Raw genomic sequence first — 21,372 nt, 5'->3', positions numbered from 1 at the left:
ATGTAGTCGCATGTCCCCCGTCACAGAGAGCTCCCCCGCGCACCCCGGCCGAGCCGAGGAGTCGGCGCCGCTGCGGCCGACCTCCCCGCTCGGGATCGCCGCCACGTTCATCGGCACCACCATCGGCGCCGGGTACGCCTCGGGCAACGAGATCCTGCAGTACTTCGTGAGCTTCGGCCTCTGGGGCGGCACGGGGGCGCTCGTGATCGCCGGCACGCTGTTCTTCCTGCTCGCGGTGATCGTGCTGCGGCTGGCGCAGAAGCTGCGGACCACGGACATCCACCGGATCGTGAACCCCACGACCTCGCGCGTGCCCACCTGGTTCGCGGACCTGTGCATCACCACGTCCCTGCTGGGGACGCTGGTGATCATGCTGGCCGGGGCCGGGGCGGCGGTGCACACCGCGTTCGGGCTGCCCTCGCTCGTGGGCTCGCTCGTGATGGCGGCCGTCTGCGTGGTCTCGGTGCTGGCCGGCATCACGGGCCTCGTGCGCGTCCAGGCCGTGGTGGTCCCCCTGATCATCGTGGTCGCCGTCGGCGTCGCGGTGTGGGGGTTGGTGAACCCGGGGGCCGCGGTGGACGACGTCGCCGCGCTCGTGACCTCGTCCCCGCTGATCAACCAGTGGTGGCTCTCGGGTGTGCTGTACGTGGCGTTCAACATCCAGCTGGCCTACGCGGTGCTCGCCCCGATCGGGCAGGAGAGCTCCTCGTCGGGGCGCTCCCTCGTCGCCGGGGCCGGGCTCGGGGCCCTGGGCCTCGTGGTGATGGCCGGCGCGGTGATGGCCGCGATGACCGCCCACGCCCAGCTGATCGGCCGCGCCGAGCTGCCCATGGTCGAGCTGGCCGCCATGATCGGCGGCTGGGCCGCCCTGCTGTACACGGTCGTCCTGCTGCTGGCGCAGTTCACGACGGCGGTCTCGTGCCTGTACGGCGGGGTGGAGCGCATCGCCCTGCTGTCCTCGATGCGACGCGTGCCGGGCTGGGTCATCGCCGTCGTCACGGCCCTGGCCGCCACCCTGCTCTCGAGCGTCGGCTTCTCCGACCTCGTGGGCACCGTCTACCCCGTCCTCGGCTACGCCGGCATCGTCATCATCGTGATGCTCATCGTGACGTGGATCGTCGAGCGCACCACGGTGCGCCGGCGGGCGGCCCGCGCGGCGCGCGCCTGAGCGGCCCGCCGCATGGCCGCTGCCGGCGGCGGTGAGGCCTCGCAGGGGACGTGCTAGGGTCGCTCGCATCCCACGGGAGCCCCACGGCACGGGGCTGAGACCGGGCTGACGCCGCCCGGAGACCGTCTGAACCTGTCCGGGTCATTCCGGCGAAGGAAGAAGGAGCCGCGGCCATGTCCGTTTCCGAGCGCACCCCCCTGCCCGCAGCCGAGTCGACGGCCGAGGTCGTCGCCGAGGAGAACTACCCCACGCACCGTCTGGGCTGGCTCGAGGATGCCGAGCACGGCATCCGCGTCCCCGTCACCGAGGTCCACCAGGACGACTCCCCCGACGGCACACCCAACGCGCCCCTGACCGTCTACCGCACCATGGGCCCGGGCTCCGTGCCCGAGCGCGGCCTGCCCGCCCAGCGCGCCGAGTGGATCCGCGCCCGCGGCGACGTCGAGGAGTACGAGGGCCGCGAGCGCGACCTGCTCGACGACGGCCGCTCGGCCGTGCGCCGCGGCGCCGCCTCGCAGGAGTGGGCCGGCGAGCGCCGCGCCCCGCTGCGCGCCCAGGAGGGCGCGCGCGTCACCCAGATGCACTACGCCCGGCGCGGCGAGATCACCCCGGAGATGCGCTACGTCGCCCTGCGCGAGGGCGTGGACGTGGAGCTCGTGCGCGCCGAGGTCGCCGCGGGCCGCGCCATCATCCCGGCGAACGTGAACCACCCCGAGTCGGAGCCCATGATCATCGGCAAGGCGTTCGCCGTGAAGGTCAACGCGAACATCGGCAACTCGGCGGTGACGTCGTCGATCGCCGAGGAGGTCTCGAAGCTGCAGTGGGCCACCCGCTGGGGCGCGGATACCGTGATGGACCTGTCCACGGGCGACGACATCCACACCACCCGCGAGTGGATCCTGCGCAACTCCCCCGTGCCGATCGGCACCGTGCCGATCTACCAGGCCCTCGAGAAGGTCGGCGGCGACCACCAGGCCCTGACCTGGGAGATCTTCCGCGACACCGTGATCGAGCAGTGCGAGCAGGGCGTGGACTACATGACCGTGCACGCCGGCGTGCTGCTGCGCCATGTGCCGCTGTCCGCGGACCGCGTGACCGGCATCGTGTCCCGCGGCGGCTCGATCATGGCCGGCTGGTGCCTGGGCCACCACAAGGAGAACTTCCTCTACGAGAACTACGACGAGCTCTGCGAGATCTTCGCGCGCTACGACGTCGCGTTCTCCCTGGGCGACGGCCTGCGGCCGGGCTCCGTGGCCGACGCCAACGACGCCGCCCAGTTCGCCGAGCTCGACACGCTGGCCGAGCTGACGGAGCGGGCGTGGGCGTACGACGTCCAGGTCATGGTGGAGGGCCCCGGCCACATCCCGCTGCACCTGGTGCGGGAGAACGTGGAGCGCCAGCAGGAGCTGTGCAAGGGCGCCCCGTTCTACACGCTCGGCCCCCTCGTCACGGACATCGCCCCGGCGTACGACCACATCACCTCGGCCATCGGCGCCACCGAGATCGCCCGCTACGGCACCGCGATGCTCTGCTACGTCACGCCCAAGGAGCACCTGGGCCTGCCGAACCGGGACGACGTGAAGACGGGTGTGATCACCTACAAGATCGCCGCGCACGCCGCCGACGTCGCCAAGGGCCACCCCGGCGCCCGCGACCGCGACGACGCGCTGTCCAAGGCGCGCTTCGAGTTCCGCTGGCGCGACCAGTTCGGCCTCGGCCTGGACCCCCAGCTCGCCGAGGAGTACCACGACGAGACGCTGCCGGCCGAGCCCGCCAAGACCGCCCACTTCTGCTCGATGTGCGGGCCGAAGTTCTGCTCCATGCGCATCAGCCAGGACATCCGCAGCGAGTTCGGCGGCGCGTCCGAGCAGGCGGGAATCGCCGAGGCCGGCATGGCCGCGAAGTCCGCGGAGTTCCGGGCCGCCGGTGGGTCCGTGTACCTGCCGGAGCCGAGCCTGCGCCGGCCCGAGGGGGACGCGGTGCTCGCGAGGGACTGAGCGGTCCGTGCCGCGGCGCGAAGGCCAGGACTCCGGCTCCGCGACCACGTCCACGAGCCCCCACGTGACTGCCCTCCCTGGCAGGGCGGCTCGAGTGACGAGGTCCGGCGGTGCCTCCTGCACAGGCGTCCGTTGCCGGCGTTGCGTCCCCGGGCGTCGCGTTCCGGCTCCGGATGTCCGGGGCCGCTCCTAGGCTCGGGGCATGAGCGCGCACCACGCCGACGACGGCCTCCCCGCCCCCGTCCCCACCCCCGCCGAGGATCCACCGGCGAGCGGGCGACAGGCGCCGCCGAGTGGCGTCGTCGTGGGTGAGGACGGGCGAGCCCGCCCGCCGTGGGCGGCACGGGATCCGCTGCTGCGGGAGTACTACGACACGGAGTGGGGCCTGCCCGTCACGGACGAGCCGGGCCTGTTCGAGCGCCTCGTGCTCGAGGCGTTCCAGTCGGGCCTGAGCTGGCGGACCGTCCTGGCCAAGCGGCCGCGGTTCCGGGAGGTGTTCGCGGACTTCGACCCGGACGCCGTCGCGGCGTTCGGGGACGCGGGGGTCGAGGCGCTGCTGGCGGACCCCGGCATCATCCGGAACCGGCGCAAGATCGAGGCCGCGGTCGCGAACGCGCGGGCCGTCGTGGGGATGCGCGGCGAGCGGTTCGCCCCGCTGCACCCGGGCTCCCCCGGCGCGGGCCCCGCCTGGCACGGCGACGGCGACCGGCCGGCCCGCGGTCTGCCGGGGCTGGTCTGGGCTCACCAGCCTGCCGCGACCCCACGGCCGGAGACGGTGGCGCAGGTGCCCTCGACCTCGGACGAGTCGCGCGCGCTCGCGAGGGCGCTGAAGGCGCACGGCTGCCGCTTCGTCGGGCCGACCACGTGCTTCGCCCTGATGGAGGCCGCCGGGGTCGTGGACACCCACCTTCTCGGCTCGTGGCGAAGAGGGGCGTCCGGGATCTGGGAGTGAGCGGGGGCCTCCGGCAGGATGGGGAGCTCAACGCAGGACGTCCACACGAAAGGGTGACGACTGATGACCACCACCTCTGCCTCTCAGGGCTACCGCACGATCAACCCGGCCACCGGGGAGCTGCTGAAGTCCTTCGACAACGCCACGGATCAGCAGATCGCCGACGCCCTCGACGCCTCGCAGGCCGCCTACGAGCAGTGGTCCCAGAAGTCGGTGGCCGAGCGCGCCGCCGTCGTGAAGCGGATCTCCGAGCTGCTGGCCGAGCGCTCCAAGGACATCGCCGCGCTGATCACCACGGAGATGGGCAAGTCCCTCGGCGCGGCAGTCGGCGAGGTGCGCTACAGCGCCCAGATCTTCGGGTACTACGCGGACGAGGCCGAGGAGCTGCTCGCGGACCAGCCGATCAAGCAGTTCTCCGGGCAGGAGGCGTTCGTCCAGCGGCTGCCGATCGGCCCGCTGCTGGGGATCATGCCGTGGAACTTCCCGGTGTACCAGGTGGCCCGATTCGTGGCGCCGAACCTCGTGCTCGGCAACACCATCCTGCTGAAGCACGCCGAGATCAACCCGCAGGTGGCGCAGCTGCTGGAAGAGCTCTTCACCGAGGCCGGACTGCCGGAGGGCGTGTACCAGAACGTGTTCGCCACCCACGACCAGATCTCCACGATCATCGCCGATCCGCGCGTGAAGGGCGTATCCCTCACCGGTTCGGAGCGGGCCGGCGCCGCCGTCGCCGAGCAGGCCGGCCGGCATCTCAAGAAGGTCGTCCTCGAGCTCGGCGGCTCCGATCCGTACATCGTGCTCTCCGCGCCGGACGCCCGCGCGGCCGCCCGCGACGCACTGGCCACCCGGATGGGCAACTGGGGCCAGGCCTGCAACTCGAACAAGCGCATGATCGTCATGGAGGACCTCTACGACGACTTCGTGGACGAGCTGGTCCAGCGCTCCTCGGCGATGCAGCCCGGCGACCCGACCTCGCGCGACGCCGACGTCTACGGCCCGCTGTCCTCGGAGTCCGCGGCCGACGGGCTCGCCGAGCAGATCGCCGCGGCCAAGGAGGCCGGCGCCACCGTCCACGTGGGCGGCGAGCGCGTCTCGGGCCCCGAGGGCGAGGGTTTCTACGTCTCCCCGGCCGTGATCACGGACGTTGACCAGGAGAACCCCGCCTACACGCAGGAGCTGTTCGGCATGGCCTCCGTTGTCTACAAGGTGTCCTCGGCCGAGGAGGCCGTGGCCCTGGCCAACGACTCGCAGTACGGTCTCGGCGGTGCCGTCTTCTCCACGGACCTGGACGAGGCCAAGCGCGTGGCCGACCAGCTCGAGGTGGGCATGGCGAACGTGAACCTCGCCTCCGCCGCCGGGGCGAACCTGCCCTTCGGCGGCGTGAAGCGCTCGGGCTTCGGCCGCGAGCTCGGCCCCCTGGCCCTAGACGAGTTCGCCAACAAGCGCCTGTACGCGGTGCAGGGCCCGCTGGAGGGCTGACCCCGGGCCGGGTCGGCCGGGCGGGTCTCCCGCTCCGGCCGGCCCGTCGGCCGCCTGAGGCACACAGAGTGGTCACGACATGCCGTCACCGGAATCCGGTCACGGCATGTCGTGACCACTCTGTTCGTCGGGGCCTTTTCGTCGGGGCCTGCTCGTCGGCCCCTCAGCCGCGCAGCGGCACGGTCGCCAGCACCTCGTGCAGCGGGCCGCCGGAGCGGCCCTCGCCGAGCCGGGACGCCACGACCTCGACCTCGTCCGCCGTCCACTGCGGGACGCGGTACACGGCGAGCGCGTGCACGGCCTCGGCCAGCAGCACGGTGCTGGGCGCCGACGGTCGAGGCTCGCCCCGCCTCCGACACCTGGGCCGCGGTGCGGCCGCCGAGACCCGCGCCACGGTGAGGTGGGCGCGCCGGCGGTCCCGGCCGTCGTCGTCGGCGAGCCACGGTTCCGCCAGGAGCGCGCCGAGCTCCCGGACCTGCCCGCCCACCCCCATCCAGAGCGTGCGGTGGGAGAACTCCCCCGCCCCGGCCAGGTGCAGGTCCAGCGGCGCGTGTCCCGCCGCGATGCGGCCGGCGTCGGCGACGACGTCGTCCACGGCCCCGGCGGGCACCTCCGGGTGGAACGCCAGCGTCAGGTGCCGCTGCTCCCGCTCGGTCCAGCGCAGCGCGCGTCCCGCCCGGTCCCGGACGCCGTCGAGGGCCGGCTCGAGGTGGTCGAGCACGGCCCTCGGCGGACGGATCGCGAGGAAGAGCCTCACGCCTGCGCGCGCGGATCCGCGGCGGCTGCGGTCGAGCCCCCGGCGGCGTCCCGCGCCATGGTTGCCGGGGCCACGTCCGGGTGCGGCTCGCGGCCGGCCACGATGTCGATCGCGCCGGTGAACTCGGCGTCGATCCGCCGCTGCACGCGGCGCGAGCGCTGGGTCACGAGGGACACCACCACACCCACCACGAGGGCGGCGACGAAGCCCGGCAGCAGCTCGTACAGGCCGAACCACTCCCACGTCTCGGCGCTGGCCTCGGACCACACCCAGGCGACGGCGGCGCCGGTGAGCATGGCGGCCATCGCCCCCCACGAGGTGAACCGCGGCCAGTACAGGGCGAGCAGGATCACGGGGCCGAAGGCGGCGCCGAAGCCGGCCCACGCGAAGGAGACGAGCTCGAGCACGGAGGAGTCCGGGTTGAGGGCGAGCAGACCCGCCACGAGCGCCACCACCAGCACGCCGATGCGGCCGAGCCACAGGGTGAACGTCGGGGAACCGGTGCGCCCGCGCAGCATGTAGAGGTCCTCCACCAGGGCGGAGGAGCACACGATCAGCTGCGAGGAGAGCGTGGACATGATCGCGGCGAGGACGGCGGCCAGCACCAGGCCGGCCACGAACGGGTGGAACATGATCGAGGCCAGCACGAGGAACACGGTCTCCGGGTCCTCGAGCGTGGTGCCGGGGTTGGCCTGGAAGTAGGCGATGCCCACGAGGGCCACCATCACGGCGCCGAACACGGACAGCGCCATCCAGCCGATGCCCACGCGCCGGGCGACGGCCGCGTCGTGCGGGGTGCGCAGGGCCATGAAGCGGACGATGATGTGCGGCTGGCCGAAGTAGCCCAGGCCCCAGGCGAGGGAGGACAGGACGCCGATCAGCGTAGCGTTCTCGAACATCGAGAAGTGGTTCACTCCGCCGCCGGCGGCGTCGGCGGCGCGGATGCCCTCGACGACGGCGTCCCAGCCGCCCATGGTCAGGATCACGACGATGGGCACGGCCAGCAGGGAGAGGAACATGAGGACGCCCTGGGCCACGTCCGTCAGCGAGGCGCCGAGGAAGCCGCCGAACAGGGTGTAGAGCACCGTGATGCCCGCGACCACGAGCATGCCGGTGAGGTAGTTGATGCTGATGCCCTGGGCGTAGAAGGAGTCGGGGCCGAAGGTGGACTCGACGAACTTGCCGCCGGCCACCATGCCCGAGGAGACGTAGAAGGTGAAGAACACGAGGATGATCAGGCCGGCCACGATCCGCAGGATGTGCGTGCGGTCCTTGAACCGGTTCTCGAGGAAGGACGGGATGGTGATCGAGTTCCCGGCCACCTCGGTGTAGGAGCGCAGGCGGGGGGCGACCACGCGCCAGTTCACCCACGCGCCCACGGTCAGGCCGACCGCCATCCAGCCCTCGACCAGGCCCGCGGCGTAGATTGCGCCGGGCAGGCCCATCAGGAGCCACCCGGACATGTCGGACGCACCCGCGGAGAGCGCCGCGACGGACGGCTTCATGTCGCGTCCGGCGAGCATGTAGTCGTCGAGGTCGGTGTTCTTGCGGGAGGCGTACAGGCCGATCGCGATCATTGCGAGGAAATAGAGGCCGATCGCCGCTAACAGGAAGACGGTGTTCGTGTCCATGGGCTCCAGAGAATCACATCCGGACTCTCAGCCCCAGTCCCGGATCCGTCCCGGCCGGGTCGGCCCGGGCCCCCGCGCGCCTAGGATGGAGGCCGTCATGACGCAGACTCCCCCGCCCTCCACGCCCCCCGCGCAGCCGTCCGCGACGCCCCACGACGCCGCCGCGATCACGTTCCCCGAACACCTGCCGGTGGCGGAGCGCCGTGAGGAGATCATGGCCGCGATCCGCGACCACCAGGTGGTGATCGTCGCGGGCGAGACCGGTTCGGGCAAGACCACGCAGCTGCCGAAGATGTGCCTGGCCCTCGGGCTCGGGGAGGCCGGCTCGATCGGCCACACCCAGCCCCGGCGCATCGCCGCCCGCTCCGTGGCCGAACGCATCGCGCAGGAGCTGGGCGAGGAGATCGGACAGACGGTCGGCTACCAGGTCCGCTTCACGGCGCAGACCTCGAAGGCCACCCGGGTCAAGGTCATGACGGACGGCATCCTCCTGGCCGAGATCCCCCACGACCCGCAGCTGCGCCGCTACTCCGTGATCATCGTGGACGAGGCCCACGAGCGCAGCCTCAACATCGACTTCCTCCTGGGCTACCTGCGCAACCTGCTGCCCCAGCGCCCGGACCTGAAGGTGATCATCACCTCGGCCACCATCGACCCGGAGCGCTTCGCCCGGCACTTCGGCCGGCCGCTGGCCGAGGGCGAGGACCATGCGGACGCAGTGGAGGCCGACGACGGCGGCCGCGTGGTCCCGGCGCCGATCATCGAGGTCTCGGGGCGCACCTACCCCGTCGAGATCCGCTACCGGCCGCTGACCGACGAGCCCTCCCCGGACGACCCCGAGGACGACGCGGACGACGCCGCCGAGACCCGCGACCCCCTCGACGCGATCGGCGACGCCGTCCTCGAGCTGGCCGCCGAGCCGCCGGGCGACATCCTCGTGTTCCTGCCGGGCGAGCGGGAGATCCGCGAGGCCGCGGACCACCTGACCGGCGTCGTCGCCGGCACCACGCGCCTGGCCGGCACGGAGATCCTGCCGCTGTTCGGTCGCCTGTCCATGGCGGAGCAGCACCGCGTGTTCGGCCGCGCCGGGGCCGGGGTGCGCCGGCGGATCGTGCTGGCCACGAACGTCGCCGAGACCTCCCTGACCGTGCCGGGCATCAAGTACGTGATCGACACGGGCACCGCGCGCATCTCGCGGTACTCCCACCGCACCAAGGTCCAGCGCCTGCCGATCGAGCGCGTCTCCCAGGCCAGCGCGAACCAGCGCGCGGGCCGGTCCGGCCGCACCTCGGACGGCATCGCGATCCGCCTGTACTCGGAGGAGGACTACCTCTCCCGCCCCGAGTTCACGGACCCGGAGATCCTGCGCACCTCCCTGGCCTCGGTGATCCTGCAGATGCTCTCCCTCGGCGTGGCCCGCACCCCGGGCGACGTCAAGGAGTTCCCCTTCGTCCAGCCGCCGGACGGCCGTCAGGTCACCGACGGCGCCACCACGCTCACCGAACTCGGCGCGCTCGAGGCCGGGGGTGCCCGCGCGGGCACCATCACCCGGGTCGGACGCCGCCTGGCCCGTCTGCCGGTGGACCCGCGGCTGGGTCGCATGATCCTCGAGGCCGGTGAGCGCGGCTGCGTCCGGGAGGTCATGGTGATCGCCGCGGCCCTGACCATCCAGGACCCCCGCGAGCGCCCCACGGAGCAGCGTGAGGCCGCGGACGAGCTGCACCGCCGGTTCGCGGACGAGAACTCGGACTTCTCCGCGATCCTGAACCTGTGGGCGTACCTGCGCGAGCGGCAGCAGGAGCTCTCCGGCTCCCAGTTCCGCAAGCTGTGCCGCCGTGAGCACATCAACTGGCTGCGCGTGCAGGAGTGGCAGGACCTGGTGCGCCAGCTGCGCCAGCTCGCCAAGGACGTGGGCCTCACCGTCGAGGCCGGACCCGTGGACCCGGTGGGCCGGCACGAGGCCGTGCACAAGTCCCTGCTCACGGGCCTGCTCTCGCAGATCGGCGCCTACGACGAGCGCCGTCGCGAGTACGCGGGCGCCCGCGGCACCCGCTTCGCCGTGTTCCCCGGCTCCGCCCTGTTCAAGAAGCGCCACCCGTTCGTCATGGCCGCCGAGCTCGTGGAGACCTCCCGGCTGTGGGCGCGCACGGTGGCCCGGATCGAGCCGGAGTGGGCCGAGGAGGTCGCCGGCCACCTTGTCAAGCGGACCTACAACGAGCCGCACTGGTCGCGGCGGGCGGGTTCCGTCGTCGCGCGCGAGAAGGTGACGCTGTTCGGCGTCACCCTGATCCCGGACCGCTCGGTCCGGTACGGCCGGATCGACCCGGAGCTCTCCCGCGAGCTGTTCATCCGGCACGCCCTCGTGGAGGGCGACTGGCGCACGCGCCACCGGTTCTTCGCCCGCAACCGGGCCGCGCTCGAGGAGGTCGACGCCCTCGAGACGCGCCTGCGCCGCCGCGACCTGCGGATCGGGGACGAGGACCTGTTCGCCTTCTACGACGCGCGGATCCCGGGAGACGTCGTCTCCGAGCGGCACTTCGACGCGTGGTGGAAGAAGGCGCGCCAGGAGCAGCCGGACCTGCTGGACCTCGACGTCGCCGCCCTGCTCACCGCCGACGCCGAGGACCTGGACACCGACGCGTTCCCCACCACGTTCACGTATCCGATGCCCGGCGGCGACGTGGAGCTCGACCTCGAGTACACGTTCGACCCGACCGGCGCGGCCGGCACCGACGGCGTGACCGTGGCCGTGCCGATCCTGCTGCTCAACCAGGTCTCCCCCGGCCCCTTCGCGTGGCTGGTCCCCGGCCTGCGGGTCGAGCTCGTCACCGCCCTCATCAAGGCGTTGCCCAAGGCGGTGCGCAAGAACCTCGTGCCCGCCCCGGACGTGGCCCAGCAGCTCGTCGCGGACCTCGAGGCCCACGGCGACCCGCTGCGGGACGAGCTGCCGGACGCGCTGTCCGCGGCCGTGCGCCGGGTGCGCGGCGTGGTGGTGGAGCCCGGACTGTGGGCCCTGGACGCGGTGCCCCTGCACCTGCGGATGGACTACCGCGTCGTGGACGCCCGCGGCGCAGTGATGGGCGCCGGCCAGGACCTGCCCGCGCTGCAGGCCCGGCTCGCGCAGGCCAACCGCTCCGCGATCGCCGCCCGGCTCGCCGGCACCGACGACCCCGCCTCGGCCCGGCCGGGCCCGCGCGGCACGGGCCGCGGCCGCCGGGCCCAGGCCGACGGGCGGGCCGGGGCCGAGGGACGACGTCGCCCGGAGAGCCCCGGGCGGTCCGGCGCGACCCCGGCCTTCGAGGAGCGGCACGGGCTGACCTCATGGAGCATCGGCACGGTGCCGCGGACCGTCTCCACCGCGGCCGGGGCGCGTGGCCCCGCCATCACGGGCTACCCGAGCCTGGTACCGGAGACCACGCCCGACGGCGGCCTCGCGGCCGGCCTGACCGTGGCCCGGTCCGCGGACGACCAGGCGGCCTGGCACCGGGCCGGGGTGATCCGGCTGCTGCTGGCCACCCTGCCCAGCCCCCAGCGCTACGTGCTGGACCACCTGGACAACCGGGAGAAGCTCACCTTCACCCAGAACCCGCACGGCTCGGTGGACTCCCTCGTCGCGGACTGCACGCAGGCCGCCGTCGACCGTCTCGTCGGAGACGAGCTGCCGTTCGACGAGGCCGCGTTCCGTGCCCTGTTCGACCGGGTGCGGGCCGACCTGATCGACACGGTCTTCGCCGTCACGTCCCTGGTGGAGCAGGTGCTCTCCCGGGCCGCGCAGGTGCGCCGCCGGCTCAAGGGCTCGGTCTCGCTCGCCCTCGCGCCGGCGCTGTCGGACGTGAAGGCGCACCTCGAGCAGCTCGTGTTCCCCGGCTTCGTGGCCGCCACGGGCTGGGAGCGGCTGCAGCACCTGCCGCGCTACCTGCAGGGCATCCTGACGCGCCTGGACCGGCTGGACGCCGGCGGCCACCTGCAGCGCGACGGGCAGCACATGGCGGTGGTGCAGGGGCTCGAGGACGAGTTCGACGCCGCCGTCGCGGCCCACCGCGCCCGGTTCGCGGGCACGCCCGTGCCCGCGGAGCTGGAGCGGGTGCGCTGGCTCATCGAGGAGCTGCGCGTCTCGTTCTTCGCCCAGGAGCTGGGCACGGCCGTCTCGGTCTCCGAGAAGCGGGTGCGTCAGGCGCTCGCCCGGGCCACGCGCGCCTGAGTCGGGTCCGGGCGGCGCGGCCCGTCAGTCCTGCGGGACGACCTCGCCGTGGCCCAGGTCCCGCAGGGCCGCGCGCAGGCGGGCGGCGGCGTCGTCCAGGTCCGCCGGATCGGGGGCGTTGTCCACGCGGGCCAGGTCGAAGTCGGCGAGCGAGGTGGAGGGCCACACATGCACATGCAGGTGCGGGATCTCGTAGCCGGCGATCATGAGCCCGGCCCGGCGCGCGGAGAACGCCGCCACCTGCGCCTTGCCGATCTGCTGGGCGACCGTCGTCAGGTGCGTGACCAGCGCCGGGTCGACCTCCACCCATTCGTCCACCTCCGCACGGGGCACCACGAGCGTGTGCCCCGGCTGGAGCGGCGCGGCGGACAGGAACGCGACGCATGTCTGGTCCTGCCACACGAAGCGGGCGGGCAGCTCGCCGGCGACGATCCTGCTGAAGACGGTGGCCATGGGGATCCTCCTGAGGGGTCGGCGGGGCGGGGCCCCGGGGGTCGTCAGTCCCGGCCGGACGCGCCGTCGGGCTCGGGGCCGACCGCGACGGCGTTGGACGGGTCCTGGACCCATGCTGACCACGAACCCGGGTAGAGCGCCACTCCGGGTCGCCCCGCGACGGCCAGGGTGAGCACGGCGTGCGCCGCGGTGATGCCCGAACCGCAGTACACGGCCACGGGAGTGGCGTCGTCCACGCCGACGGCGTCGAACCGCTCCGCCAGCTCCGCGGCGGGCCGCAGGCGACCGTCCTCGGCGATGCTCTCCGCCGTGGGCACGTTCCGCGCCCCGGGGATGTGACCGGCCACGGGGTCGAGGGGCTCGACCTCCCCGCGGTAGCGCTCGGCCGCCCGCGCGTCGAGGAGCAGACCGCCGGAGGCCATCGCCTCGGCGCCGGCCGTGTCCACGACGGGCATGCGGCCCCACGACGGCCGGGCGGTGCCGGGCACCGGGATGACCTCGCCGGGCTGCAGGGGCAGGCCCGCGGCGCGCCACGCCTCGAGGCCGCCGTCCAGGAGCACGGAGTCCCGCAGCCCCGCGTGGCGCAGCAGCCACCAGGCGCGCGCGGCGGACAGGCCGTGGTCGTCGTCGTAGACCACGATGGTGTCGCCCTCGTCGATCCCCCACATCCGCACGGTCTCCGCGAACTGGCGCGCGTCCGGCAGGGGGTGGCGCCCCGCCGCCGGACCGGCGTGGCCGGCGAGCTGGCTGGGCAGGGAGACGTAGACGGCGCCGGGCAGATGGCCCTGGAGATAGGCGGCGTGGTCCGGCCCGCCCCCCGTGGCCCGGAACCGGACGTCGAGCAGGATCACCCGGTTCGGGCGGCATCGGCCCGGCTGGGCGTAGGCAGGGCCCCCGGGCACCGGCGGCAGGTCCTCGACGGGGGCCAGGCCGAGCCAGCCGGCCAGCACGTCCACCGTCACCAGGGTGGGCGGCTCGGCGGCCTCGGGATCGACGCCGTCGGTGTCCGCGTCCGGGTCGCCGCCGGCGTCATGGGCCGAGGGCGGGGCCGCCGTGGGCGCCGGGACCACGCGGCCCTGCCTCTCGTCGACGACGATCAGCGGGTCGGGTCGATCGGGGGCGGCGCCGTCGCGGTCCGGGACAGGGGATGGGTCCGGGCTCTCGCTGTGCACCCGGACACCCTACTCCACGCCCCCTTCGGCGCCGCTGATAACCTGGAGGATGGCCCGCGCGGACCCGTTCCGGACCGCGCGGAGGAGGCGGCAGCCGCCGCAGAAGGAGTCGTGAGCACCGTGAGCGCCCCCCAGCCCGGCCCCCGCGTCGCCCGTCCCCGGGCGACCCGGCAGAAGGCCGCCGTCGACCGAGCCCTGGACCGCATCCCGGACTTCGTGAGCGCGCAGGAGCTCCATGCCCGCCTCCAGGACCAGGGCGAACGCGTCTCGCTGGCCACGGTGTACCGGACCCTGCAGCAGCAGCTCGACGACGGCCTCGTGGACATGCTCCGCCGCGACGACGGCGAGACCGTGTACCGCCGGTGCGAGGACGAGGGCCACCATCACCACCTGGTGTGCCGGATCTGCTGGACCACCGTCGAGGTCACCGCCCCCCACGTCGAGGCGTGGGCCACCGCCGTCGCCGCGGAGCACGGCTTCACGGACGCGGACCACACGGTGGAGATCACCGGCGTCTGTGCCCGCTGCCGGGCCGAGGGGCGCACCCGCGCGGCCTGACCCCGGGGCCGGGCCCCGGTCAGTGGCGGATGCCGCCCGCGGGGTCGTCCAGGAAGTCCGCCGCGTCCTCGACCGCCTTGGAGGGCCCGTGCAGGGCGCCCCGGCCGTACGCGATGTCCAGGTTCTCGACCGTGAGCACGTCCCGCGGCGGGCCCGAGGCCACGACACGCCCGCCCATCAGGACCACATGGTCCGCCTCCGCGGCCTCGTCGAGATCGTGGGTCGTGTAGACCACGGACACTCCGCGCGTCGGCTCCTCGTGGAGGAGGTCGTCGATCGTGCGGGCGGAGACGATGTCGAGGCCCGTCATCGGCTCGTCGAGCAGCAGCACGTCGTGGTCCTGGGCGAGGCCCTGGGCCACGTAGGCGCGCTGGCGCTGGCCGCCGGAGAGCTGGTCGAGGTGCCGCCGCGCCAGGTCCGCGACCTGCATGCGCTCCATGGCGGCCCGCACGATGTCCCGGTCCCGCTTCCGGAACCGGCGGAACCACCCGAGCGTGGGGTACCGGCCCATCCCGACGACGTCGCGCACCGTCACCGGCACGCCCTGGGGCACGCCGATGGACTGCATCACGAAGGAGGTGCGCTGCGTGCGCCGCCGCGGGTTCTCGCCGAGCACCTCCAGCGCACCGGAGGCCGGGTCGCTCAGGCCCGCCAGGGCGGTCAGCAGCGTGGACTTGCCGGAGCCGTTGGGCCCGATCACCGCGATCAGCCGCCGGGCCGGCAGGGTGAAGTCGGAGTGCCGGACGGCCACGTGCGAGCCGTGGCGCAGTTCGAGCGCCCGGGCGACCGCGAGGGGAGGCGTGGCCGCCGCGGCGCCCGCGGGGAAGGACGCGTTCATCGGGCGACCTCCGCTCCGGGCAGGGCCACGACCGGCGCCTCCTGCTCACGCTGCGCGCGCGAGCGCACGTGCCGGCCCAGGAGCGCCAGCACGGCGGCGCGGACGGCGAGCACGACGAAGAACAGCAGGATCGGCATGAGCGCCATGGTGGCCGAACCCGCCGTGCCCAGCCGGTAGCTGAGGGTGAGCCCGGTGACGACGCACGCCGCGCCGATCACGACGGAGACGAGCATCATCTGGGGGACGCTGCGCGTCAGCAGCGCCGCCGTCGCGGGCGGTCCCACGAGGAGGCCGAACACGAGCACCGTGCCCACCGCCTGGAACGAGCCGATCACGGCCGCGCCGATCATCACCAGCAGCAGCGTGTGCGTCAGCCCCGGCCGCATGCCCAGGGAGCGCGCCTTGACCTCGGAGAAGCTCAGCGCCAGCAGGGGCCGGTAGAGCAGCAGGGCCAGGGCGATCACCACGACGGCGATGACCGCCTGGGTCACGATGCCGTCCACGCTGACACCCAGCACATCGCCGAACAGGATCGACGTGAGCGAACCCGTGTAGGAGTCCGACTTGGAGATGATGACCACGCCCAGGGCCATCATCCCCACGAAGAGCAGGCCGATGGCCGTGTCCTCCTTGAGGGTGGTGGCCCGGTGCACCAGCGAGATGCCCGCCATCATGACGACGGCGGCCACCGCCGCACCGAGGTGGGGGCTGCCGCCGGTGACGACCGCCAGGGCGATGCCCGGCAGGACACCGTGCACGAACGCGTCCCCGAAGAAGCTCATCCCGCGCAGCACCAGCCACGTGCCCACGACCGAGCACATCACCACCGCGATGAGTCCGCCGACGAGGGCGCGCTGTTGGAAGCCCATCTGGAAGGGTTCGAGCAGCCAGTCCATCCTCAGCCCTCCAGCGCGTCGGCGAGGGTGCGGGCGTTGGCGAGCATGGCCTCGGCGTAGTCCGCCTCCGGGGTGTCCTTCGGGCCGACGCCGCCCTCGTAGACCTCGATGACCGGCAGGTCGCCGGCCTCCTCGGCCACGGTGTCCACGAGGCTGTTGCGCGCGCCCACGGACGTGATCACGGCGTCCGCGCCGCCGTCACGGATGGACCGGGCGAGCTCGGCGATCTCCTGGGAGGAGGGCTCGCCGTCGGTGGAGCCGCCCGGGACGACGACGCCGGACACGGTGAAGTCGTAGGCCTCGCCGAAGTACCCGTAGGCGTCGTGGTCCGTGACCAGCGTGCGGCGGTCCTCCGGGACCCCGGCGAGGATCTCCCGGACCTGCGTGTCCGTCTGCTCGAGCTCCCCGCGCACGGTCGTGCCGCACTCGGCGAACTTCTCGTCGCCCCGCTCCTGGGCGAGCGTGTCGCCCATCAGCTCGGCGGCCCTCGCCATGCGGGCGACGTCCATCCAGACGTGCGGATCCTCGGACCCGTGGTCGTGGCCCTCGTGGCCTGCCCCCTCCTCGGCGTGGTCATGGCCGCCGAAGGGCAGCGGATCCAGCTGGGGCGCCACCTCGACGACGGTCGCACCGTCCGCCTCCGCGTTCGCGAGGGCGGACTCCATGCCGCCCTCGAGGCCGAGGCCGTTGGAGAACACGAGGCCGGAGGAGACCATGTCCTTCACCTGCGCGGACGAGGCGGAGAAGTCGTGCGGGTCGTCGCCCGGGCCCATCACCGTGGCGCTGCGGGCGTCGGCGCACGCGACGACGCGGTCGAGCACGGAGCCGAGCTGCGTCGTCGTGGCGACGGCCACGGGCGCGCCCGCGGCCGAGCCGGACCCGGCGGCCGCAGAGGAGCCCGCGGCCTGCGCACCCGAGGAGCCGCCGTCGGTCCCGCCGCACGCGGCGAGGCTCAGGGTGAGCGCGGCGAGGGCCCCGGTCAGGGCGGGCAGGCGACGGCGGCGGAGCATGGGGCGACCTCGTTCGTGTCGGGGCGGTGCATGAAATCGGTTCTCAACAGTAGCACCGCGCCGCCCACGCGACGCTCACGCGGGCCGGAACCGACGCGGCGACTGCGTCACGTCGTTGATCTCCCCGACGAGCTCCTCGAGCACATCCTCGAGGAAGAGGATGCCCGCGGTCTCGCCCTCGGGCGTGATGACCCGGGCGAGGTGGGAGCCCGTGCGCTGCATGAGCGCCAGGGCGTCCTCGACCTCGTCCTCGAGCCGCACGTTGGCCAGCGACCGCACGCGCGTGAGCGGGATCGGCTCGTCGTACCCCGACGGCCCCACGGTGAGGACGTCCTTCAGGTGCAGGTAGCCGGTGTAGCCGCCGTCGGGGTCCTCGACCACGAACCGGGAGAAGCCCACGCGGCCCACGGTCCACTCGAAGTCGTGCGGCGTGATCCCCTCCGGGACGGTGACGACCCGCTCGAGCGGCACCATCACGTCCCCGGCCCGGTGGTCCGAGAACTCGAGGGCCGAGTGCAGCACGCCGGACTCGTCGTCCAGGGTGCCCGAGCGGGTGGACTCGGCCACGATCGACTGCACCTCCTCGAGCGTGTAGGAGGAGGCCACCTCGTCCTTCGGCTCGATGTGCAGGGCGTGCAGCACGAGGTTGGCGGTCCAGTTCAGCGCGGCCACGACCGGGTGCAGCAGCTTCGAGAGCCACACGAGCGGCTGGGCCAGCAGCATCACGGCGCGGTCCGCGAACGAGACGGCGGCGTTCTTGGGCACCATCTCGCCCAGGGTCACGTGCAGGAAGGTGACCACCAGCAGCGCGAGCACGAAGGCGGTGACGTCCGCCGCCGCGGCCGGCACCCCGAGGGCGCCCATCGGGACGACGAGCAGGTGGTGCAGCGCCGGCTCGGACACGTTGAGGATCAGCAGGGAGCACACCGTGATGCCGAGCTGGCAGACGGCCAGCATCTGGGAGACGTGCTCCATCGCGTAGAGCGCCACCTGGGCCTGGCGGGAGCCGGCCTCGGCCCGCGGCTCGATCTGCGCCCGGCGGGCGCCCATGACGGCGAACTCGCCCGCCACGAAGAAGGCGTTGGCGGCCAACAGGACCACCAGCCACAGCAGTCCGACGACGTCCCCGTTCATGCGCGCGTCTCCTCGTCCTCAGCGGCCGGGTCGAAGCGCACGCGCTCGATGCGGCGGCCGTCCAGCCGCTCGACCGTCAGGGTGCCGCCGTCCACGTCCACCACGTCCCCGACCTCCGCCAGGCGCCCCAGGCGGGCCAGGATGTACCCGCCGACGGTCTCGTAGGCCCCGTCCTCCGGCACCACGAGGGCCGGGATCTGGGTGCGCACCTCGTCGGGCCGCAGCTCCGCCGGGAAGTACCAGCGGCCGGAGGCCGTCTGGAGGACCCCCGGGGTGACGCGGTCGTGCTCGTCCGCGACCTCGCCGACGATCTCCTCCACCACGTCCTCGAGCGTGACCACCCCGGCGGTGCCCCCGTACTCGTCCACGACGACGGCCATCTGCAGGTTCGCGTCGCGCAGCTCGGCCAGCAGCTGGTCCAGGTGCACGGTCTCCGGCACGCGGATGACCTCCGTCATCAGCGCACCGGCCTCGAGGTCGGCGCGGCGCTCCCGCGGCACGGCCACGACCTTCTTCACGTGCACGACGCCGCGGATGTCGTCCGAGGAGTCGCCGATCACGGGGAACCGGGAGTAGCCGGTGCTGCGGGCCAGGTCCAGGACCTCGGGCAGCGCCTGGTCCTCCCCCACGGTCTCCACGCGGATGCGCGGGGTCATCACGTCCGCGGCGGTGCGGTCCGCGAAGCGCAGCGTCCGGTCCAGGAACGAGGCGGTCTGCGCGTCGAGCGTGCCCAGCTGCGCCGAGCGGCGGACCAGCGAGGAGAGCTCCTCGGGGCTGCGGGCGCCGGAGATCTCCTCCTTGGCCTCGATGCCCACGCGGGCCAGCACGCCGTTGGAGAACCCGTTCAGGACCAGGATCGCCGGCTTGAACACGGTGCTGAACACGAGCTGGGGTCGGGCGAGCGCACGGCCGATCACCATGGGCTCGGCGATGGACATGTTCTTGGGGATCAGCTCGCCGAGGAGCATCGAGAGCAGGGTCGCCACGACCATCGCGACGACGAGCGAGACGGTGCCCACCACGCCGGCCGGCAGCCCCATCTGGAGCAGCAGCGGGTCGATGAGACGGCTGATCGCCGGGTCCATCACGTAGCCGGTGAGCAGTGTGGTCAGGGTGATGCCCAGCTGGCACGCGGAGAGCTGGGTCGAGAGTGATTTGAGGCAGCGCAGCAGGGGCTCGGCGCCGCGGTCACCCGCGTCCACCATGCGCTGCACGGTCGGCACGTCGATCGCGATCATGGCGAACTCGACGGCCACGAAGAAGCCGGTGCCCGCGATCAGGACCAGGCCGAGGATCAGCAGGAGCCACTCCACTCGACCTCACCCCCTCGACGGCGGGCCGGGCGGCGGTGCGGGGCACCGGGACTGGAAGGCTCCGATCCGGCCGCGTCCGCGTGGGCGGACGGGCGGTCTGGCACACAGGTGTCAGGGTGATCCATAGTCCGCCCAGTATAGGGGCGTCAGGCCCCGACGGAACGAGCCGGGGAAAGCGGCCGCCTCACCACGACGAGCCGACCGGCCGGCCCTCCTCGTAGCCCGCCGCGGACTGCAGGCCGACGACGGCGCGCTCGCGGAACTGCGCCAGGTCGTGGGCGCCGGCGTAGGTCAGCGACGAGCGCACCCCGGACGTGATGGTGTCCAGGAGGTCCTCCACCGACGGGCGGCGCGGGTCCACGTACATGCGTGAGGACGAGATGCCCTCCTCGAACATCGCCTTGCGGGCCTTGGTGAAGGCGTCCTCGTGGCGGGTGCGGTGCTGGACCGCGCGAGCCGAGGCCATGCCGAAGCTCTCCTTGTACCGCCGACCGTCCGGGCCGTGCACGAGGTCGCCCGGAGACTCGAGCGTCCCCGCGAACCACGAGCCGATCATCACCGAGCTGGCTCCGGCGGCCAGCGCGAGCGCCACGTCCCGCGGGTGCTTCACCCCGCCGTCCGCCCACACGCGTGCCCCCAGCTCGCGGGCCGCGACGGCGCACTCCAGGACCGCCGAGAACTGCGGCCGGCCCACCGCGGTCTGCATGCGCGTGGTGCACATCGCACCCGGGCCCACGCCCACCTTCACGATGTCCGCGCCGGCCGCGACCAGGTCCCGGACGCCGTCGCCGGAGACGACGTTGCCGGCCACCACGGGCACGCCGGGGTCGAGGGCCCGCACGGCGGCGAGCGCGTCCAGCATGGTCCGCTGATGACCGTGCGCGGTGTCCACGACGAGCACGTCGACGCCGGCCTCGACCAGGGCGGCGGCCTTCTCCCCCACCGCCCCGTTGATGCCGACGGCGGCGCCGACGCGGAGCCGTCCGTCGTCGTCCAGACCGGGCGTGAACACAGACGAGCGCAGCAGGCCCGCCGCGGTGACGACCCCGCGCAGCATGGGGGCGGCGGTGCCCTCCGCCGGGTCCACGACGGGGGCCATCTCCTGGCGCGCGGCGTGCAGGCGCTCGAAGGCCGCCCGCAGCGCGTCCTTGTCCGGGGCCCCGTCCGCGCCGCCGAGCTCGGCGAGCGTGAGGGTCACCGCCGGTGGGTGCATGACGGAGGCGGCCGAGGCGAAGCGGTCCACGCCGTCGCAGTCCTGGGGGCGGACCACGCCGAGCAGCTCGCCGTGCGCGTCCACCACGCAGACGGCCCCGTGGTTGCGGCGGTCCACGAGGTGGAGCAGGTCCAGCACCGTGTCCTGCGGCCCGACGGTCAGGGCGGTGTCCGCCACGGGGTGGGCTGCCTTCACCCGACGCACGACGTCCCGGATGACGTCCGCCGGGATGTCCTGCGGCAGGATCCCGAGACCGCCGCGCCGGGCCATGGTCTCGACCATCCGGCGCCCGGTGACGGCGGTCATGTTGGCGGAGACCAGGGGGATGGTGGCGCCCGTGCCGTCATCCGGGGCGATGTCCACGTCCATGCGACTGGCGACGTCCGAGTGCGAGGGCACGAGGAAGACGTCGTTGTACGTCAGGTCGACGGCCGGGTCGGTGAGGAAGCGCATGGCCTCAGTCTCCCAGACGCGGTGGACGCCGAAAGCCCCCCGCGCGTCCGCCGGGAGCGGAGTCGAGCCGAGGCCGCGGCATTCCAGCCGGGGGCGTCGAAGAACTATGATGTCTCGAGGCGTTCCCGGCCCCACGCGCGCCGCGCG

The 21,372-nt window shown here is 73.4% G+C and carries 16 protein-coding genes; 6 read left to right on the top strand and 10 right to left on the bottom strand.

What is annotated here, in order from left to right:
* The first annotated feature begins 10 nt into the window (after positions 1-10).
* The 4 genes from AC3RKA_RS03740 (at position 11) to AC3RKA_RS03725 (ending at position 5,596) form a co-directional block, all read left to right on the top strand.
* Positions 11-1,168 (top strand): YkvI family membrane protein, encoded by a 1,158-nt coding sequence (locus tag AC3RKA_RS03740; protein ID WP_489727516.1) that lies wholly within the window; start codon positions 11-13, stop codon positions 1,166-1,168.
* Positions 1,169-1,341: 173 nt separating this feature from the next.
* Complete coding sequence (gene thiC, locus AC3RKA_RS03735; protein WP_145031971.1) at positions 1,342-3,165, top strand: phosphomethylpyrimidine synthase ThiC; 1,824 nt, start codon at positions 1,342-1,344, stop codon at positions 3,163-3,165.
* Between the two features lie 202 nt (positions 3,166-3,367).
* Positions 3,368-4,117: a DNA-3-methyladenine glycosylase I gene (locus AC3RKA_RS03730; protein ID WP_489727515.1), complete on the top strand. Its 750-nt coding sequence runs from the start codon at positions 3,368-3,370 to the stop codon at positions 4,115-4,117.
* Positions 4,118-4,180: 63 nt separating this feature from the next.
* On the top strand, positions 4,181-5,596 hold the full coding sequence (locus tag AC3RKA_RS03725) for an NAD-dependent succinate-semialdehyde dehydrogenase (protein ID WP_489727514.1): 1,416 nt from the start codon (positions 4,181-4,183) through the stop codon (positions 5,594-5,596).
* Positions 5,597-5,759: 163 nt separating this feature from the next.
* On the opposite strand, the gene thpR is transcribed toward AC3RKA_RS03725, so the two are convergent.
* Positions 5,760-6,353, bottom strand: a complete 594-nt coding sequence (gene thpR / locus AC3RKA_RS03720; RefSeq protein WP_098471444.1) for an RNA 2',3'-cyclic phosphodiesterase — start codon at positions 6,351-6,353, stop codon at positions 5,760-5,762.
* A complete protein-coding gene (gene putP, locus AC3RKA_RS03715; protein ID WP_061867898.1) occupies positions 6,350-7,984 on the bottom strand; it encodes a sodium/proline symporter PutP in 1,635 nt (544 codons plus the stop codon). The genes thpR and putP overlap by 4 nt, the downstream gene beginning before the upstream one ends.
* Before the next feature lie 97 nt (positions 7,985-8,081).
* On the opposite strand from putP, the gene hrpA reads away from it, so the two are divergent.
* Entirely contained in the window at positions 8,082-12,185 is a 4,104-nt protein-coding gene (hrpA, locus tag AC3RKA_RS03710) for an ATP-dependent RNA helicase HrpA (RefSeq protein ID WP_489727513.1), read from the top strand.
* Between the two features lie 24 nt (positions 12,186-12,209).
* Here hrpA and AC3RKA_RS03705 read toward each other — a convergent pair whose 3' ends face one another.
* Both AC3RKA_RS03705 and AC3RKA_RS03700 read right to left on the bottom strand, forming a co-directional pair.
* The gene (locus AC3RKA_RS03705; RefSeq protein WP_049160060.1) at positions 12,210-12,638 is read right to left on the bottom strand and encodes an HIT family protein; all 429 of its coding nucleotides are present in this window, start codon (positions 12,636-12,638) and stop codon (positions 12,210-12,212) included.
* A 44-nt stretch (positions 12,639-12,682) separates the two neighbouring features.
* Positions 12,683-13,810, bottom strand: coding sequence for a sulfurtransferase (locus tag AC3RKA_RS03700; protein ID WP_060774643.1), 1,128 nt, complete (start codon positions 13,808-13,810; stop codon positions 12,683-12,685).
* A gap of 111 nt (positions 13,811-13,921) precedes the next feature.
* Between AC3RKA_RS03700 and AC3RKA_RS03695 the strand changes: the two genes are divergently transcribed.
* Positions 13,922-14,368, top strand: coding sequence for a Fur family transcriptional regulator (locus AC3RKA_RS03695; RefSeq protein ID WP_049160055.1), 447 nt, complete (start codon positions 13,922-13,924; stop codon positions 14,366-14,368).
* Between the two features lie 19 nt (positions 14,369-14,387).
* Here the strand turns inward: AC3RKA_RS03695 and AC3RKA_RS03690 are convergent, their stop codons facing one another.
* The 6 genes from AC3RKA_RS03690 to guaB1 all read right to left on the bottom strand — a co-directional run bounded on the left by AC3RKA_RS03690 (position 14,388) and on the right by guaB1 (position 21,225).
* The gene (locus AC3RKA_RS03690; RefSeq protein ID WP_004167651.1) at positions 14,388-15,206 is read right to left on the bottom strand and encodes a metal ABC transporter ATP-binding protein; all 819 of its coding nucleotides are present in this window, start codon (positions 15,204-15,206) and stop codon (positions 14,388-14,390) included.
* Positions 15,203-16,102 (bottom strand): metal ABC transporter permease, encoded by a 900-nt coding sequence (locus AC3RKA_RS03685; RefSeq protein ID WP_004167653.1) that lies wholly within the window; start codon positions 16,100-16,102, stop codon positions 15,203-15,205. The genes AC3RKA_RS03690 and AC3RKA_RS03685 overlap by 4 nt, the downstream gene beginning before the upstream one ends.
* 2 nt (positions 16,103-16,104) lie before the next feature.
* Entirely contained in the window at positions 16,105-17,112 is a 1,008-nt protein-coding gene (locus tag AC3RKA_RS03680) for a metal ABC transporter substrate-binding protein (protein WP_049160051.1), read from the bottom strand.
* 75 nt (positions 17,113-17,187) lie between these two features.
* Positions 17,188-18,246, bottom strand: a complete 1,059-nt coding sequence (locus AC3RKA_RS03675; RefSeq protein WP_004167655.1) for a hemolysin family protein — start codon at positions 18,244-18,246, stop codon at positions 17,188-17,190.
* Entirely contained in the window at positions 18,243-19,559 is a 1,317-nt protein-coding gene (locus AC3RKA_RS03670) for a hemolysin family protein (protein WP_098471440.1), read from the bottom strand. The genes AC3RKA_RS03675 and AC3RKA_RS03670 overlap by 4 nt, the downstream gene beginning before the upstream one ends.
* 184 nt (positions 19,560-19,743) lie before the next feature.
* The gene (guaB1, locus tag AC3RKA_RS03665; protein ID WP_098471439.1) at positions 19,744-21,225 is read right to left on the bottom strand and encodes a GMP reductase; all 1,482 of its coding nucleotides are present in this window, start codon (positions 21,223-21,225) and stop codon (positions 19,744-19,746) included.
* Positions 21,226-21,372 lie beyond the last annotated feature (147 nt).

It is taken from the genome of Micrococcus sp. iso_229 (genome assembly GCF_058072725.1).
Note: the sequence above shows the minus strand (reverse complement) of the source record. Positions and strands in the feature narration are given on the sequence as shown.

Excerpts from the sequence above, each read along its gene's own strand:
- AC3RKA_RS03740 (WP_489727516.1), top strand. The coding sequence starts at position 11 with ATGTCCCCCGTCACAGAGAGCTCCCCCGCGCACCCCGGCCGAGCCGAG.
- thiC (WP_145031971.1), top strand. The coding sequence starts at position 1,342 with ATGTCCGTTTCCGAGCGCACCCCCCTGCCCGCAGCCGAGTCGACGGCC.
- AC3RKA_RS03730 (WP_489727515.1), top strand. The coding sequence starts at position 3,368 with ATGAGCGCGCACCACGCCGACGACGGCCTCCCCGCCCCCGTCCCCACC.
- AC3RKA_RS03725 (WP_489727514.1), top strand. The coding sequence starts at position 4,181 with ATGACCACCACCTCTGCCTCTCAGGGCTACCGCACGATCAACCCGGCC.
- putP (WP_061867898.1), bottom strand. The coding sequence starts at position 7,984 with ATGGACACGAACACCGTCTTCCTGTTAGCGGCGATCGGCCTCTATTTC.
- hrpA (WP_489727513.1), top strand. The coding sequence starts at position 8,082 with ATGACGCAGACTCCCCCGCCCTCCACGCCCCCCGCGCAGCCGTCCGCG.
- AC3RKA_RS03705 (WP_049160060.1), bottom strand. The coding sequence starts at position 12,638 with ATGGCCACCGTCTTCAGCAGGATCGTCGCCGGCGAGCTGCCCGCCCGC.
- AC3RKA_RS03690 (WP_004167651.1), bottom strand. The coding sequence starts at position 15,206 with ATGAACGCGTCCTTCCCCGCGGGCGCCGCGGCGGCCACGCCTCCCCTC.
- AC3RKA_RS03685 (WP_004167653.1), bottom strand. The coding sequence starts at position 16,102 with ATGGACTGGCTGCTCGAACCCTTCCAGATGGGCTTCCAACAGCGCGCC.
- AC3RKA_RS03680 (WP_049160051.1), bottom strand. The coding sequence starts at position 17,112 with ATGCTCCGCCGCCGTCGCCTGCCCGCCCTGACCGGGGCCCTCGCCGCG.
- AC3RKA_RS03675 (WP_004167655.1), bottom strand. The coding sequence starts at position 18,246 with ATGAACGGGGACGTCGTCGGACTGCTGTGGCTGGTGGTCCTGTTGGCC.
- guaB1 (WP_098471439.1), bottom strand. The coding sequence starts at position 21,225 with ATGCGCTTCCTCACCGACCCGGCCGTCGACCTGACGTACAACGACGTC.